The sequence below is a fragment of the Paenibacillus sp. FSL W7-1088 genome, assembly GCF_037969855.1.
GTDB lineage: Bacteria > Bacillota > Bacilli > Paenibacillales > Paenibacillaceae > Paenibacillus.
Genome location: NZ_CP150216.1, coordinates 737,175 through 753,848 on the forward strand (window position 1 = coordinate 737,175; position 16,674 = coordinate 753,848).

At 48.5% G+C, this 16,674-nt stretch carries 16 protein-coding genes; 13 read left to right on the forward strand and 3 right to left on the reverse strand.

What is annotated here, in order from left to right; all coding sequences use genetic code 11:
- Nucleotides 1-56: 56 nt before the first annotated feature.
- The 3 genes from MKY42_RS03460 (at nt 57) to MKY42_RS03470 (ending at nt 2,559) form a co-directional block, all read left to right on the forward strand.
- The gene (locus tag MKY42_RS03460; RefSeq protein ID WP_179261813.1) at nt 57-788 is read left to right on the forward strand and encodes an ABC transporter ATP-binding protein; all 732 of its coding nucleotides are present in this window, start codon (nt 57-59) and stop codon (nt 786-788) included.
- Nucleotides 789-809: 21 nt separating this feature from the next.
- On the forward strand, nt 810-2,060 hold the full coding sequence (locus MKY42_RS03465) for an ABC transporter permease (RefSeq protein WP_339848560.1): 1,251 nt from the start codon (nt 810-812) through the stop codon (nt 2,058-2,060).
- Between the two features lie 112 nt (nt 2,061-2,172).
- Nucleotides 2,173-2,559: a hypothetical protein gene (locus MKY42_RS03470; RefSeq protein ID WP_090904277.1), complete on the forward strand. Its 387-nt coding sequence runs from the start codon at nt 2,173-2,175 to the stop codon at nt 2,557-2,559.
- 176 nt (nt 2,560-2,735) lie between these two features.
- On the opposite strand, the gene MKY42_RS03475 is transcribed toward MKY42_RS03470, so the two are convergent.
- Complete coding sequence (locus MKY42_RS03475; protein WP_090904278.1) at nt 2,736-4,004, reverse strand: NAD(P)/FAD-dependent oxidoreductase; 1,269 nt, start codon at nt 4,002-4,004, stop codon at nt 2,736-2,738.
- A gap of 169 nt (nt 4,005-4,173) precedes the next feature.
- Here MKY42_RS03475 and MKY42_RS03480 point away from each other — a divergent pair, with 169 nt between their 5' ends.
- The 3 genes from MKY42_RS03480 (at nt 4,174) to nadE (ending at nt 7,445) form a co-directional block, all read left to right on the forward strand.
- Nucleotides 4,174-5,895 carry an ATP-binding protein gene (locus MKY42_RS03480; protein WP_090904279.1) on the forward strand — a complete coding sequence of 574 codons (1,722 nt, stop codon included), beginning with the start codon at nt 4,174-4,176 and terminating at the stop codon, nt 5,893-5,895.
- 168 nt (nt 5,896-6,063) lie between these two features.
- On the forward strand, nt 6,064-6,498 hold the full coding sequence (locus MKY42_RS03485) for a BrxA/BrxB family bacilliredoxin (protein WP_090904280.1): 435 nt from the start codon (nt 6,064-6,066) through the stop codon (nt 6,496-6,498).
- A 137-nt stretch (nt 6,499-6,635) separates the two neighbouring features.
- Nucleotides 6,636-7,445: an ammonia-dependent NAD(+) synthetase gene (gene nadE / locus MKY42_RS03490; RefSeq protein WP_090904281.1), complete on the forward strand. Its 810-nt coding sequence runs from the start codon at nt 6,636-6,638 to the stop codon at nt 7,443-7,445.
- 99 nt (nt 7,446-7,544) lie between these two features.
- Here nadE and MKY42_RS03495 read toward each other — a convergent pair whose 3' ends face one another.
- Complete coding sequence (locus tag MKY42_RS03495) at nt 7,545-8,360, reverse strand: alpha/beta fold hydrolase (RefSeq protein ID WP_090904282.1); 816 nt, start codon at nt 8,358-8,360, stop codon at nt 7,545-7,547.
- Between the two features lie 186 nt (nt 8,361-8,546).
- Between MKY42_RS03495 and acpS the strand changes: the two genes are divergently transcribed.
- On the forward strand, nt 8,547-8,963 hold the full coding sequence (gene acpS, locus MKY42_RS03500) for a holo-ACP synthase (protein WP_090904283.1): 417 nt from the start codon (nt 8,547-8,549) through the stop codon (nt 8,961-8,963).
- 58 nt (nt 8,964-9,021) lie between these two features.
- A complete protein-coding gene (gene mutY, locus MKY42_RS03505) occupies nt 9,022-10,353 on the forward strand; it encodes an A/G-specific adenine glycosylase (protein ID WP_090904284.1) in 1,332 nt (443 codons plus the stop codon).
- A gap of 117 nt (nt 10,354-10,470) precedes the next feature.
- On the opposite strand, the gene MKY42_RS03510 is transcribed toward mutY, so the two are convergent.
- Nucleotides 10,471-11,082 (reverse strand): superoxide dismutase, encoded by a 612-nt coding sequence (locus MKY42_RS03510; RefSeq protein WP_024632995.1) that lies wholly within the window; start codon nt 11,080-11,082, stop codon nt 10,471-10,473.
- A gap of 537 nt (nt 11,083-11,619) precedes the next feature.
- Here MKY42_RS03510 and MKY42_RS03515 point away from each other — a divergent pair.
- From MKY42_RS03515 to MKY42_RS03535, 5 genes are all read left to right on the forward strand, one after another.
- Nucleotides 11,620-12,045, forward strand: coding sequence for a GNAT family N-acetyltransferase (locus MKY42_RS03515; protein WP_024632996.1), 426 nt, complete (start codon nt 11,620-11,622; stop codon nt 12,043-12,045).
- Between the two features lie 433 nt (nt 12,046-12,478).
- Nucleotides 12,479-13,084 (forward strand): signal peptidase I, encoded by a 606-nt coding sequence (lepB, locus tag MKY42_RS03520; protein ID WP_256222425.1) that lies wholly within the window; start codon nt 12,479-12,481, stop codon nt 13,082-13,084.
- A 178-nt stretch (nt 13,085-13,262) separates the two neighbouring features.
- Nucleotides 13,263-15,104, forward strand: coding sequence for a tRNA epoxyqueuosine(34) reductase QueG (gene queG, locus MKY42_RS03525; protein ID WP_339848580.1), 1,842 nt, complete (start codon nt 13,263-13,265; stop codon nt 15,102-15,104).
- Nucleotides 15,105-15,119: 15 nt separating this feature from the next.
- On the forward strand, nt 15,120-16,151 hold the full coding sequence (locus MKY42_RS03530) for an HD domain-containing phosphohydrolase (protein ID WP_090904286.1): 1,032 nt from the start codon (nt 15,120-15,122) through the stop codon (nt 16,149-16,151).
- Between the two features lie 223 nt (nt 16,152-16,374).
- Nucleotides 16,375-16,638, forward strand: coding sequence for a YneF family protein (locus tag MKY42_RS03535; RefSeq protein WP_076290490.1), 264 nt, complete (start codon nt 16,375-16,377; stop codon nt 16,636-16,638).
- Nucleotides 16,639-16,674: the final 36 nt, after the last annotated feature.

The following is a 16,674-nucleotide window of genomic DNA, read 5'->3' on the forward strand; positions in this document are numbered from 1 at the left end:
ATTACAATATCAATATAGAACCCAACAAGCACCTGACAGGACAGGGAGTGAATGATATGGAAATCGAAAACGAAGATACAGCCGCACAGGAGTCCATACTGGACGTACATATTACGAAAGCAGGGTATGAGGCGGGTCAATCCACGATTAGGAACATCCGATTACACGTAGCGCCGGGGGAGCTGGTGGGAATTATCGGACCAAATGGGGCTGGCAAAAGCACGACCATCAAAACATTACTTGGCCTGCTTGAGCATGCGAAGTATGAAGTAACCATTGGGGGAGACGGACGCTATGCCTATATCCCGGAACAACCTGTGTTTTACGAATATATGACCCTGTGGGAACATCTCGATCTGGCAGCGGCGGCCTATGAGATGGAGGAAGAGGTCTTTGTTGCCAGGGCGGAGGAGATGTTGGTTCGTTTCGGCATGGATCACGTCCGCAATGATCTTCCGGCCAGTTTTTCCAAGGGGATGCGGCAGAAAATGATGCTGATGATCGGCTTCCTGTCCTCGCCGGATGTATATATTGTGGACGAGCCTTTCATCGGGCTGGACCCACGCGCTACCAAGGATTTTCTGAAGTTGCTGGACGATGAGCGCCGCCGTGGTGCGGGTGTTCTTATGTCAACGCATGTACTGGATACCGCTGAACGAATCTGTGATCGGTTTATTCTCATCCATTCCGGACGCTCTGCTGCTGAGGGAACACTGGACGAAATCCGTGCAGCAGCAGATTTGCCGGACGCCTCATTGTTTGATTGTTTTGACACACTGACATCCTGACCGGGAAGGGGGGGAGAAGAGATGGAGACCTCTCGAGCATACACGCCACTTGGTTTATATAGACGCAGACGCAAGGAGCACTTCAATGAACAGTTAAAAAACCTGAAACTGGTAGTAGATTGGACGGTATGGGTATACCTGCTTATTCCGGGTCTGCTGTATTTCAGCGGATGGTACGTGAGTTTATGGTCCAAACCACTGCCCTCCTGGGCGACCGGATTAACGCTGCCTATACTGACAGGGCTGATCGACATCATTATGCTTACAGGTGGAATTCTACTATTTGTAGAGGAAGCGGATGTGTTGTTCCTGAAATCAAGGTCGCTGTGGATGCGTACATTGATGAAACAAGGGATCTATCGGGGTTGCTTGCAGCATCTGGGTAAAATGATTGCAATTACGGCGTTGACCTCACCACTATGGTCCCGTGTGTATGACATGTCATTTATCCATATCGCGTTAATAGCGATTTGGTTTGGCACAGTAGCTTCATTCCAGGTCATTGTACTCCATATGACGAAAGTACGTTATACCGGATGGAGACGCTGGATTCGCATCATCCCTTTAGCAGTTGCAATGGGCATGTTCACGATTGGGGTAACATCCTGGATGCATGGACACATCTGGACACTGCTTGCAGGCATTGTAGCCGCAATCCTTCTTCTGATTACGGTTGCCCGAATGAGGCTGGAGATGAAGGGAACCTTTGAGGGTGATGTGCGTGAAGATTTACGAGAACGGCTAAAGTTTACCGCCCTTTTACTGAGCCGGTCTGTGACCAAGCCGAAAGCGCCGCGCACCCGGACGATCATATTCCGCAAGCAGCGAAAGTTGCTACGTCATCGAACCATCTCTAATCGGACAGCTGAGACGGCATTCAAAGCATTTTTTCGTAACTCCTCGACTATGAAATTGTACTTGCAGCTTGGGGGCCTTTCGATCGCTGCCGTTGCTTTGCCACCTTTCCCGGTCAATGTAATCGTGTGTGGCTTGTTGGTCATCATGTTAAGTGTACTTTTCTATCGCTCCTGGGAGGTATTTGCAACCTCGGACTATGTTCAGCTCGTATCCTACGATTCGGAGGCGTTAAATCGTGCAGGTGTGACCATGGTACGGATGTTGTTTGTTCCGCTGGGGATTTTAATGGGATTTTCACTGGGGGCAGCTTGGCTAGGCTGGTTGGAAGGTATCGTGACGGCTGTGGCTGTCGTGGCATTCGGGCTGTTCGTCCTGTCTATAACAGGCTGGATTCGCTCCATTCGATCCGCTTAGTTGATATTCTTCCTTGTACAGTAGCATATCAGATGAAGTAACTGACCATGCTATAGGAGACGGATCTTACCATTTTGAAAGTAAGGGATCAGCTCTCGCAAGGAGGAAAAAGATGATGATGGATGATAGTGAACTTCAAGTGCATTTCGCAGACAATGCAGCGCTGCTGGCGGCGCAGGCCACACTGGAGGAACTGGGGTATAAGCCCTACCAGTCAGGCCCGCTTGAATTGTACATTCCTACAGATCGCCAGGATACGCAATCTGCTGTGGAGATCGTACAGTCACACGGTGGTAGTGCGGTGTTTCTCTCCGAAACAGATGGATTGGATCAGTTTCAGAATATATCCATTCCGGCTCATCTTGTGAATGAAGATTGGAATGAAGGTTATGCGAGCGGTGGACAAGGGAGCAATCCCGAACAGGGAATGCATAACCGGGATGAAGATCCGACATTCGATGACTCAGTCGATGGTTTCTCGGGCAGTGTGAAGGCGTAAATATAACATGGGCAACGATGCTGCTTGCCTTGTTGATTACAGTGATTTTGAATTGGCATACATTTCAAAAAAACCTCGATACCCCACCGATAGCGGGATGTCGAGGTTTTTTCGTGCACTTAGTAACCTTATATGATGTGGAACCGGAATCGGTCCATGAACATCTTATGTTCAAGTTATGAGCGAGCGTTTTTATACTCTGCAGCATGCATGCCAGCCGTGTACCCCGTAGAGAAGGCAGCGGTAATATTATAGCCTCCCGTGTAGCCATGAATATCCAACACTTCTCCGCAAAAGAATAGTCCCGGTAGCAGCTTGGATTCCATTGTTTTGGGGTATATTTCCTTTAAGTGGATTCCCCCGCCCGTAACAAAGGCTTCTTTGAGAGAACGAGTTCCGTCCACGCGGAAAGTAAAATCCTTCATTAACCCCACTAATGTATTTAACATACCTTTGGGGAAATGGTGGAATGTGAGGTCTTCGCTGATCTCTGCACGCTTCATCATCAATGGAATCATACGCTCAGGAACCCACGTTTTGAGTATGTTTTTGACGGCCTTTCGGGATTCTTGCTCCAGCACCTGCTGAACCTGGGTTTCCAGCGCACCTGGGGACAGATCCGGGAAAAGATCAATACTCATCGTGACCTGGGGGTTCCCGGATTTCATTTGCACCTTACGAATGAACTGGCTGCAACGAAGCGCGATCGGTCCAGATACGCCGAAATGGGTGAAAATCATATCTCCACGATGAGAGATGACTGATTTGCCTTTGGCATCTAGAACAGATAACCCAACATCGCGCAGGGACAAGCCTTGCAGTTCTTTGGATTGAATCCAGCTCTCACCAGACACAATCGGCACTTCCGTCGGATACAGCTCTGTAATCGTATGTCCAGCCGCTTCAGCCCAAGGATATCCATCCCCGGTTGATCCGGTTTGTGGGACTGATTTGCCCCCGGTAGCGATAATAACAGAGCGTGCAAGTATCGTTGTGCCGGAAGCCAGCTTCACGCCCTGCACGTGTTGACCATTCTGAATTAATTCCTTAACCGGCTGTTTGGTGCGAATCTCTACCCCAAGGGAAACAATTTTGCCTACCAACGCATCAACGACTGTTTTGGCTTTATCGGTTACCGGGAACATTCTCCCGTTATCCTCCTCTTTCAGGGCAATACCGAGATTTTCAAAAAAACGCATAATTCCCTGATTGTCCAGATTCTGAAACGAACTATATAAAAAGCGTCCATTTCCCGGAATATGCCGGATCAGTTCATCCGTCTCCTTGGCATTGGTCACATTGCAGCGACCGCCGCCAGAGATCCCGAGTTTGCGGCCGAGTTGATCTCCTTTATCCAGCAGAAGCACGGAGGCTCCATGCTCGGCAGCAGCAACACAGGCCATGAGGCCCGCAGATCCACCACCAATTACAATGACATCATACATTCGTTATTACCCTCTTTTTTCATTGATTTTGTCTGTTTTCCGAAAAAGCTGTCTACTCCTGCCTGAATATGAAACAATACAAATGTATTAGCAGTTCTATTATGCAGTCTTAAGGGATATATTGTAATATACTGTCGCCTATGTTTTAATCAGAAATACATGAGGGAATGTGCAGGCAGAGGAGGGAGATGGCATTGTGGTTGCGTTGAAGGACATTCTTTTACAAATACTGCTTGCAGGAGCTGCGGTATTCCTGATTCCATTATTGCACTTGGGGCTCTCCAGGCAAGCGGTCGTCAAGGCAGGATATCATAGGATGGTACAGACCAGTTTTGCCGCGACCAGTGTGGTGAGCATGTTACTGTGCCTGCTTTTTGCCCACTATGGGAGCCCGGTGTCAATCTCCATCTCCTTGGGCATTGTGCCTCTGACGCTCGTCATATTGTATTGCAGGCCTCGCTTAGGCCTAATGCTGTCTCTTCTCCAGATATTCTTCTATTTTCTCTTTGCGCATCCCTATAATCTGTACGGATTTCTACTTCAAACGGGCATTCTTCTCTATCCTATTGTATGGTTGTCAGCCAAACGATTCAAGCATTATACACGTTCACGCAAAATGGGAACTGTTATCTCTCTGATAACGGCAGAGATGGTTGTGGCCAGTGTACTGTATATCGCATCCATGGAAAGCCAAACAACATTCTCCATCGTACAGTGGATATTGCCAGCTCTGGGATATACGATCGGTGCAATTATTGCTGGAATTCTTAGTATGCTCTGGATTGAACAGATGCAGCATCACCGGGGGCTTGAGCAACATTTGTCCGAAGTTCATCATAGATACATAGCCGAAACGGAAAAGCTTAACCAAATTCTGAATGCCGTTCCTTTATCCATAGCAACCGTAGATAAGGAAGGGACCGTTCAGTTCGTCAACGATACGATGGAGCAAACGGCGCGAGATCAATTGCCTTGCACAACCACACCGGATTTGATTGGGCAACCTGCGAGTCAGTTTGTTGATCAAGCTCAGGCAGACAAGATGGAAAGTAGTATTCGTAAAGCCATTGTTCATGGAGAAGTGAGTGGGCTGACGGTGCGTTACGGTTCAAACGTGTTCCAATCCCGGACCGTTCCCATCTACGCGTATTCAGCAGAACTGCCAAGAGAGGCTATCGGGGCCATGTTAATCATTCAGGATATTACTGAGCTTGAAATGCTGCGAAGCGAGCTCGATAATGTGGATCGCCTCAGTCTGGTCGGCCAAATGGCCGCAAGTATTACCCATGAAGTACGGAATCCGATGGCGGTTGTACGTGGATTTCTTCAATTAATGCAGGAAAAGAGTCCGGAATCCCTGGATCACTATTATCGGATCGTTCTGGAGGAGCTTGACCGGGCAAACAGCATTATTAATGATTTTCTGTCATTGGCTCAGAATCGAATTGCGGAGAAAGAAGAATCCCAGCTGCATGATATCATCCATGAACTAAGTCCTTTGTTATGGGCGGATGCGAATTTGCGAGGTCAGAGTATTGAATTTATGCTGGATCACAATGTGCCGAAGCTGCATCTGAATTCAAAGGAAATCAAACAAGTGGTACTTAATCTGGCTCGTAACGGCATGGAAGCCATGAGTGAAAAAGGGGTACTCACACTTGAGACCCGGTTGGTGGATGACACCGTAGAGCTGTGTGTGCGAGATACAGGCCCAGGCATTCCTAGAGTGAAGCAGGAGAAGTTGTTTGAACCTTTTTTTACGACTAAGGCCAAAGGAACCGGATTGGGTTTATCCATGTGTCTGAGTATCGTCGAACGACATAACGGAACCATTACCATCGAATCGGAGGAAGGCCAGGGTACAACGTTCAAGGTTGCATTTCAACGCTGAACTTTAAGCATGTTTTGCCAAGGAATGAGACATAATATTAATGGAGAAGCCTTTCCGCAGGCGGTGTTTGAACCTTGCTTTCATTGATTAGGGATGTATAATAGGAATAGCACAAAAGCATTTAATTTTTTAAATAATAGAACTTACATGTTTAAGGAGTGAAACCGAATGTCTATGTCATTTGATCAATACATGAAAGATATGGTTCAACCGATGCGGGATGATCTGACTCGTTTGGGAATTCAGGAGTTGCGTACTCCAGAAGAAGTTGAAGCAAGTTTGCCGGATGCCAAAGGTACCGCTCTGGTTGTCATTAACTCGGTTTGCGGATGTGCCGCAGGTCAATGCCGTCCAGGTGTATCCCAAGCCCTTCAACATGATATTACACCAGACCACCTGTACACGGTATTTGCCGGTCAGGATAAGGAAGCTACAGCGAAAGCTCGTGAATACTTTGCACCGTATCCTCCATCCTCACCTTCCATCGCTCTGATGAAAGACGGAGAACTCGTTCACTTTATTGAGCGTCATCAAGTGGAAGACCGTTCTGCGGAGGAAATTGCGGCTGAGCTCACAAGTGCGTTTGACCGTTTCTGCCGTTAATTAGCTCAAAGTGCGCCCCGCCCTTCGGATGACCGATGCCGGGGCGTTTCATTTTGAGCGAATAGGGTTATTGAACCATTCGGACCTTTCAAAATGGACATCAAATTTCATTAATTTAGAAACGGGGTGTGTGTACGATGAGTTTGCAACAACAGATCATCGCTGAATTGAAGGTTAAACCAAGCATTAATGAAGAAGAGGAAGTGCGCAAGCGCGTTGACTTTCTCAAAACCTATGTGAAGAATGCCAATTCCAAAGGATTGCTAATCGCAATCAGTGGCGGGATTGACAGTGCTGTAGCTACGGCGCTTTGCAAAAAAGCAACGGATGAGCTTACAGCAGAAGAGAATAAGGAATACAAAACGCTGGGTGTATTCCAGCCTTACGGTGAGCAATCGGACATTGACCACAGCTATGCTGTGGCAAAAGCTTATGACCTGAAGCATGTCGTAGAAACCAACATTGAAGATGCAGTTAACGAGATCGCACTGGAAGTGGAGCAAGGATTCAAATCCATGGGCAGCCCGCGTCATATGACTCACCAAGGCAAAGGGAACGTGAAAGCGAGAACCCGTATGGTGATGCAATATGCTCTATCCTTTGAGGAAAACCTGCTGGTTGTCGGAACTGACCATGCCTCTGAAGCCATCACAGGCTTTTACACCAAATGGGGTGACGGCGCCGTGGATATTACACCACTGAGCAGCCTGAACAAACGTCAAGTGCGTCAGCTGGCTGCGTATTTGAACGTGCCACAGGCCATTTTGGACAAGGCTCCATCAGCAGGACTCTGGGAAGGCCAGACGGACGAAGATGAGCTGGGCATTTCGTATGAAGCGAACAGTGACTATCTGGAAGGCAAACAGATTGATCCGGCTGCGCAAGAGCGTCTTGAAGCTTTTTACAAGCGTACCCATCACAAACGCAATGCCATTCCTGGCATCTAATATGGATTGCAAGCATGCCATGATTAGATATGGACAATGCAAGCATCTGAACGGCAAAGAGTCACTGCATATGGCAGCGACTCTTTTTGTTATGCAAGATTAGTTCATCCAAGTTGCGATCTGGCGAAGTGTTTCGTATATCGCCTGCTCAAGCTGCGGTGTTGATTCCTTGAATGGATGCACCGTATTAAAGGTATGATTTCCGCCGGGAATCTGATGCCACGGGATATCCGGGCGAGCCTGAACCAGTGCGGCCGAGCCGTCACGCAGCCGTTTGCCGTCTTCTGTTCCCTGAATAAGTGCCACACGCAAAGGAGAAGAAGCCAAGCGATCAATAATGGCGTAACGCTCCTTATGCGCGTCCAGGTCTTCCAGAATAGATACGTCCAGAGGCATCTGCTGGCCTGTTCGCCCGTTCGTGACATGGCTGCGGCCATGTGTACGCATTTCTTCTTTTTGTTCTGGGGTAAAGAGATCCAGGTTGGTTACCCCGTTCCAGGAGATTATGCCAACAATCTGCTCGGGATGATCCAGCGCATACACGAGGCTTACGCCTGCACCGCGGCTATGTCCAAGTAGAATTACCGGCAGTTCGCTAAGTTCTGGCTGTGTGGACACATAATCAAGCAGCGTTGCCAAGTCGGCAAGCTCCTGGCTGTACGTATTGACTGCAAACTTTTCAAGTTCAGAAAATTGCTCCAGATCTTCTCCAACACCGTTGTGAGAGAAATTGAAGGTCAGCACGTGATAGTTCTCGCTCAGCTTCGATGCAGCATAGGGGAACATGCCCCAGTCTTTGAAGCCTTTGTAACCGTGAGCCAGGATAATGATTCCTTGAGCAGGTTGCCGTGCAGTGAATATATTTCCGCGAATGACGGCATCTCCGCCTGCAGGCAGTTCAAATGCTGTGGACATATCTTATTCCTCCTAAAATTTCATCTAGTGCTGATTCATATTTTAACATAAATGGTAATGTGAACGAAGGTACTCGCATCCGTGCGCGCCTCCTGCTACAATAGAATACGTGTTCGGATAAGGTACCGATCGGATGACCGAATGGAGATCGTTTACAGCATAAAAGGTTAAGCGGGTGAAGCGTTGATGATATATGGCATTGGAAACGATGTACTGGAGATTGGTCGCATGCGCAAGCTGTTGTCTGGTCGCCACGCCGAAGCGTTTATGAAGCGGATTTTAACGCATGCAGAGCGGGAGATTGCAGATCAACGGGGAAAACGGATGGAAGAGTATGTATCCGGTCGATTCGCAGCAAAGGAAGCGGTGTCCAAGGCGTTTGGCTGTGGCATTGGAAGCATGATGAGTTTTACCGACATTGAAGTGCTGCCTGATGCAAAAGGACGTCCCGTTGCCACACTTTCTGATGAAGCATGGGAAAGACTGCAGCTGCCATACGGCAAACAGTATAATATTCATTTGAGTATTACGCACCAGACGGAGCTGGCTGCGGCCTTTGCTATTGTCGAGCAGATGGGGAAGACGTTGCCCGGATCTGATTAATAGTACTGTGGGAGAACGTGTGAAGAACGTAAGCATGGTAACAGGAGAGGACGGGAATATGGGTTTATTGGAACAGAAACGACATTTCAGCGTGAATTTGCTGGATTGGTATATGGTCAACAGACGAGATTTGCCGTGGCGTCGCCATAACAATCCTTATTTCACGTGGGTATCGGAAATTATGCTGCAGCAGACTCGGGTGGATACGGTGATTCCGTATTTTAACCGTTTTATCGGGAATTTTCCGACTGTACAGGCTCTGGCTGAAGCACCGGAAGAAGAGGTTTTGAAAAATTGGGAGGGACTCGGATATTATTCGCGTGCCCGCAATCTTCAGGCAGCTGCCAGACAAGTCATGGAGCTGCACGGTGGGGAGATGCCGCAGGACAAGCAAGCGGTCTTTGCGTTAAAAGGGGTGGGCCCGTATACAGCCGGGGCCATTCTCAGCATTGCCTTCAACCAGCCGCAGCCAGCGGTGGATGGCAATGTGATGCGGGTTCTGTCCCGATACTTCCTCATTGATGAGGACATTATGAAGGGCAGCACCCGGGTGCTGATGGAAGAGCTCGCAGGAGAGCTCATTCCGGAAGGGCGTGCGCGTGATTTCAATCAGGCGCTGATGGAACTTGGCGCGCTGGTGTGCACGCCCAAAGCGCCGCACTGCCTGACTTGCCCGGTCATGGAGCAATGTTCCGGCCGCATCGCCGGACGGGAGCTCACGCTGCCGGTCAAGACCAAGGCGAAGCCGCCGCGCCCTGAGCAGCGGCTGGTCGCCATTGTGGAGGGCCACGGTGCTCATCGCGGCCGTGTACTTGTGCGCCAGCGCCCAGCGACGGGCCTATTGGCCCGCATGTGGGAGCTGCCGCATGTGCTGGCGGCGCCCGCCGCAGCCGGCAAGGCGGCGGGGCCGCTGGCAGATGAGCCGGCCATGGCTTTGCTGGCCGGCAGTCTGTGGGCGGAAGGCTTCGCTGCCCGCCCGGAAGGGCTGGCTACCCATGCGGAGCATGTGTTCAGCCACATTGTCTGGAGCCTGCAGGTGTACAAGTGCACCGAGCAGGACCAGAGTAACGAGCTTCCGCTGATCGCCGCGGAAGCCAGAGCCGCCTACGATGCACAGGCGGCTGCCAAGGAAACTACTGCTCCAGCCCAAGTATCGGAGCTAGGCATCATCGATGCAGCCAACATCTCAGGCTCGCTTGATGAACAAGGCGAGCCGTTGTCAGCATTTGCTGCAAGTAAACAGGCGCATGATGTAATGAGTGGAAAAGGCGATGGGCTGACTTATCGCTGGATTGGTCCGGAAGATATGGACAAAATGGCGTTCCCTAACATTTTCCTGAAGCTTATCAGCAGTTATTTTGCAGGGGCATATGACGATGTTAGTGAGTAAGGGGCGCTTGCCATACAAATATTAAATCAACCAACGTGCAGCAAGCATAAGTATACAAAAAAAAGAGCCTGATCCGGTCGTTTGACCGAATCAGGCTCTTCTATTATGCTGGCAGTCTTATTTCGCTGCAGCGTAACGTTTGTTTACTTCATCCCAGTTGATTACATTCCAGAAAGCACCGATGTAGTCAGGGCGTTTGTTTTGATATTTCAGGTAGTAAGCGTGCTCCCATACATCCAGACCCAGAACCGGAGTCAGACCTTCGAAGAGAGGGCTGTCTTGGTTAGGAGTGCTAGTGATGGACAATTTGCCATCTTTACCAACTACGAGCCAAGCCCAACCGGAACCGAAACGAGTTGTAGCTGCTTTTGCAAAATCTTCTTTGAATTTGTCAAAGCCACCCAGTTCACTATCGATTGCTGCTGCGATGTCGCCAGTAGGAGCGCCGCCGCCGTTAGGTCCGATGATTTCCCAGAACAGGCTGTGGTTAGCATGTCCGCCACCATTGTTGCGAACCGCTGTGCGGATACCTTCAGGTACGCTGTCGAGGTTAGCAATCAGATCTTCCAAGCTTTTACCTTGCAGTTCAGGAGCGCTTTCCAGAGCTGCGTTCAGGTTCGTTACGTAAGTATTGTGATGGCGATCGTGGTGGATTTCCATCGTTTGCGCATCAATATGTGGTTCCAGTGCGTCGTTAGCGTAAGGAAGTGCTGGTAATTGAAAAGTCATAGTGAAATACCTCCTGAGATTTTTGAATTTTTGTTAAGGTCAGCATTTTGCATAATTCAATTCGAATCGCTTCCGGGACAAGTTCTAGACGAATAGGATCACTTCGATCTATATCTTGCTGAGTGAAAGTCGCTCACAGGATTTATGCAAATTGCCCAGGTACCTATGTAATAATACCCTTGTCACTAATATTAAACCGCATTCGGGCTAATTAAGCAACATTTTTGTTTATTAAGTCCCCCCAGACGTTAATCCATTCATGGGTCAGAGATAACAAACATATTTTACCCATTATGAAACTATTTATGTGATTTCAGGCGTTTAAAGAGAGGAAAAGTTTAATATTCGGATGTAAACGGTTACAATTAAGCGCTTTCAAAAGAAAATGCGTGTTTTATGGCGTAAAGTATGGTTTAATTGACGAAGAAGCGGTATTTTCTCGTTTTTTGTCATTATATGAACATTGGGTTTTTGGTAAAAAGGGGAGCCCCTTTTTGTAAAACCTCATCTAAGCTAACGAAAAGGGAGATTTAAGACATGCACGTTCGTTCCTTTCAGTTGAGTGATGCAAGCCAGATGACAGAGCTTCTCCAGGTTGCACTATCGGAAGAGTGTTATGAGAACACGATGGGCCCGTTTGCCCGTCAATTGTCATGGGATTCTGACCTGATCATGGTTGCGGAAGAAGAGGGAGACCTCGTCGGCGCTTTGATCGGTACGATTGACCACAACCAGGGATGCATCTATCGTATTGCGGTCCATCCAGACTATCGTCGCCGCGGAGTCGGCAAAAAACTTGTCGAGGCCATGGAACAAAGGTTCCAGCAGCGTAAAGTCAGTCAAATATGGGTGGCGGGTGATGAGCACAACAAAGTAGCCATGCCTCTTTATGAAGCAATGGGTTACGGTGCCAATCAGATTATGAGCGCTTTCCAGAAACTCAGTATCTTGTCCAAAGCTTAGTTTGCATGGTTAAAAAAGAAATATAACAGATTTTCATTTCATATTAGGCGTATCTTTCAGCGTGTAACAACGTGAGGGATATGCCTTTCTATTTATATGAGTGCTATTCACCGATTATTCCCCTTTTTTCGCCACTTCTGAACGCCATTTCATTTAAATTAATCCCTGGTTTAACTGTTTTAATCTCGTTGTTATTCACCCTTCAAGGAGTGTTGGTGCTCATAACCAATTGTTTCACCCTTGCAAATGAAGTAGAATTAAAAGGATTATGATCACTCGATTTTGGTAATATCAGAACATATAAACACGGATAGACACGAAGCGTCAGCTTCCTGATATTTTTAAGAAAAACGTTCACTATATGCGATCTGTGTTCCTTGAAAGTATGCCGATCGACGTTTTTTATTACAAAATGGATAAACGAGGTGTCTCTTTGAACTCCAACAATCTTTCAACGGAGCATGTAGCCTCCAAGGAACGAAACAGTCCGGGAGTGCCTGATCAACCGGGGAAATCCTGGGGTGCAGAGCTTTGGGACTGGGTGAAAACGATAGTGATTGCTTTTGTAATCATGATGCTGTTGAACCTGTTTGTATTCAATCTTTCGATGGTCAAAGGTCAATCGATGCAGCCCACGCTGGTTGAGAAGGACCGTTTGTTCGTGAATAAAATTGTATATGATTTTGGGACACCGTCCCGATCAGATGTTATTGTGCTTCGTGATCCAAGCGAAGGTGTGGAGAAAAAAGATTTTCTGGTCAAACGGATTGTCGGACTTCCAGGAGACACAGTTGAAGTACGGGACCATCATTTATTCGTGAATGGGGAGCAGCAAGCGGAAACGTACACGGATACGGAGGTTCAGGACCCTGATTTTGGACCGATTACGCTGGAAGCGGATCATTACTTTGTGATGGGAGATAACCGTCATGAAGGCAAGAGCAAGGACAGCCGTGTGTTTGGCAGCATTACATCCAGTGAAATTGTAGGCAGGGCGGAGTTTATTTTTTGGCCGTTCTCGGAAATTAAAAAATTGTAAAATGTTAGCAGGACAAGGACAACAACTTCACGCTGCATTTTGCGTTAAACGATATAGACTCGGTTTCTTTGTAGCTCCGGTATGTCCGACTTGTATATCGAAATCAGCGCCTGTCCTCCCACCTGAGGCGGGCGTTCACTATTTACGGAATTAGCGTGGAAGAAGAGAGGGAATAGATATGACGAGTGTACAGACCGGAGCAGCAAAGGCAGCAGCTGTATGGGAGAAGTTAAAACAAGAGATTAAGGCAGCTGCTCCCGAGATGGGTATTGATGATATAGGATTTGCTTCAGCAGAGCCATTCGTGACCTTGAAATCCATTCTGGAGCAACATCGGGCGAAAGGATTCGAGTCCGGATTTGAGGAGCCTGATATTGAGAAAAGGGTGCGTCCTGCATTGAAAGATGGCGAGCCTGCTTCGCTCATTGCGATTGCCGTGGCCTATCCCTCGAAGATGGTCAATCCGCCGAAGTCGGAGCCTGGTGCATACCGTGGTATTCTGGCTCGTTCAGCCTGGGGGCAGGATTATCACCAAGTCCTGCGTGCAGCGATGGACAAGCTGGTTCATTTTATACGTGAGCGCGTACCTGAGGCCATGATCGAAAGTATGGTAGACACGGGGGCGTTGGTGGACCGTGCTGTTTCCCAGCGTGCGGGGATTGGATTCAGTGCCAAGAACTGTGCCATTATATCGCCCAAATTCGGTTCATGGATCTTTCTCGGCGAACTGGTCACGAATATTCCATTTCAGCCAGATAACCCGGTGACCGAGGATTGTGGTGAATGTACGAAGTGTATTGATGCCTGTCCAACTGGAGCACTGGTCGGGCCGGGACAACTGAATGCACAGCGCTGCATTTCGTTTGTGACCCAGACAAAAGGCTTCGTGGATGAAGAGTTTATGCTGAAAATTGGCAACCGTCTGTACGGTTGTGATACCTGTCAGATTGTCTGTCCGAAGAATCGGGGTAAAAACTGGGATCACCATCCCGAGTTTCATCCCGATCCGGAGATTGTAAAACCTTTGCTGATACCGCTGCTTGACATCGGTAACCGTGAATTCAAAGAGCGCTTCGGCCAAAGTTCCGCCGCTTGGCGGGGCAAGAAGCCAATCCAGCGCAACGCCGTGATTGCCCTCGGCAATTTCAAAGACAAAACCGCTGTACCGAAACTAACGGAGGTACTGAAGCGTGATCCGCGTCCCGAGCTGCGGGGAACTGCAGCTTGGGCGCTGAGCAGAATTGGAGGAGAAGACGCAATGAGAGCCATTGGGGAAGCTGCCGCTAACGAACAAGATGGGAACGTGCTAAGCATGCTGCAGAAGGCCAAGGAACGACTGAGTTCGTCCGCGACCTTACCCGATAAGCCTCAGGCAGAGCTAAAGAGCAACGATAAGCCTGAGGATCAGAAGGAACAGAATAAGACACCCGAACAGGAAAACGCGCAGACGACAGAGCCTGTCAAACCGGAAGCTGCAGCATGGAAACCATCAGCCGTAACAGGCCTGCATGGAACGCCGGTATATTACGATGAGGTACTGACACCGATCGGTACACTAACGCTCTGTGCCACGGATAAGGGCCTTTGTCACATTGATTTTGGTGCATTCCATGTGCGCGAGGCGCATCTGCAACAATGGGCCCGTACATGGATTGGCGAATATCGATATGAGAAAAATGAAGAGAAGCTGAGTGAAGCTGCACAACAGTTGAAGCAGTATTTTGCAGGAGAAAGAAAAGCGTTTGAACTGAAGCTTGATTTGTTTGGAACACCATTCCAGCTACAAGTATGGCAAGTCCTGTCCGATATATCTTATGGAGAGGCCTCAACACACCAACAGGTTGCGGAAATTATCGGCAGGCCCAAAGCTGTTCGAGCAGTTCTGGATGCTATTAGTAAAAATCCGCTTCCGATTATTATTCCCTGTCACCGCATCAGCGGTAAAGACGGAACCCTGGTGGGTTATGTAGGCGGGCTGCAAACCAAAGAGCAATTGCTCACATTGGAGCAGCAATCGTAAGAGCGGGGGACGTTCATGAAGTATGTTAACGTGGAGAGCGTGGAGGCGGGGGAGCTTCTGGGCAAAACCATATATTCCGGCAACGGCACGGTATTGCTGTCTGCCGGAGTTCAGCTCACCGTATTTATGGTCAATACGCTGAAGCGTATTGGCGTGACCATGCTGTACATCCAGGATGAAGCGTATAAAGATGTGGATACAGAAGACATTCTGGATGAAGCCACGAAAAAGGCAGTAATTAATGAAATGAGTGTTACACTCGATTCTATCCGTTCCGGGAAAGACTGGAGCCCGAAGAAGGTCGCCATCAGCATCGATAAATTGTTGAACGATGTTCTGAACGGGCGAGAACTACTTGTTCAGCTCACAGATATTCGGACCAAAGATAATGCACAGTATGTTCACGCCATGAATGTATGTTTGTTGTCTTCTGTCATTGGTCTGAATCTGGGGCTTAACTATGTTCAGCTCAAGGATCTGGCCGTCGGAGCACTATTGCATGACATCGGAAAGGTTGGGGAGCCACCTGGCAGTGGTTCAGCAGCAAACTCTTCCCTGCATCACACGTGGAAAGGGTTCGAGTTGATCAAGTCCAAACGGGAGTTTAATCTGCTTGTGGCACATACGGCTCTGCAGCATCATGAGCATGTGGATGGTACGGGACTGCCGAGGGGTATCCAGGGAAAAGACATTCATCTTTTCGCTAAAATCGTTAGTGCAGCTAACACGTATGATAATCTGATCAACGGCCTTTCGGGTAGAAGGTTGCTGCCACATGAAGCCTGTGAAGAGATGATGGCGATGTCTGGCACGAAGCTGGATCGTGACATTCTTATCGAATTCAACCGGAGTGTGTCCGTGTATCCGAACGGAACAGCAGTTCGGTTGTCTACCAAAGAGACCGGAGTCATTGTACGTCAGCACCGGGGTTTGCCCGGCAGGCCCGTCATTCGGGTGGCGCGGGGCAGTACACGTTATGATCTGGATGTGATTGAAGTGGATCTGGCTCAGCATACAACCGTTTTCATAGAGGCGGTACTGATGTAACTTATACGGATGCTCCTGGGAGATTTACTGAATGTTTTCGATCTGTTTTCTGGATGTTAAATTCAGCGTATAGCTGGAAAATCCGTTTGCTCAAGGCGTGCGGAAATGCTATGATAGCTTTCAGGAAATCCGGTGCGTGTCATGTTTGCATCGTGAACGTATAACATCATGTGCTGACACGGATCATCAGGCTTTTTAGATTGTATACAGAGGTGTCTAAGAGATGGAAATAGCAATACCGATTATTACATTGATTGTTGGTCTGGTCGGAGGATTTTTCATTGGGGTATACTACTTGCGGAAACAGCTTGAGAAAATGCAAAGCGATCCCGACATGCTCCAGAAGATGGCGAAGCAAATGGGTTATAACCTGAATGGCAAGCAAATGCAGCGCGCCCAGCAGATGATGAAGAACCAGCAGCCTGGCGCGAAGATGCCTCAGCCGCAACAACATCCTGCGCGTAAAAACTCGGGCCGCCGAAAATAATAGCTGTGAGCGAGCATTTTGCTTAATGCTGAAGTT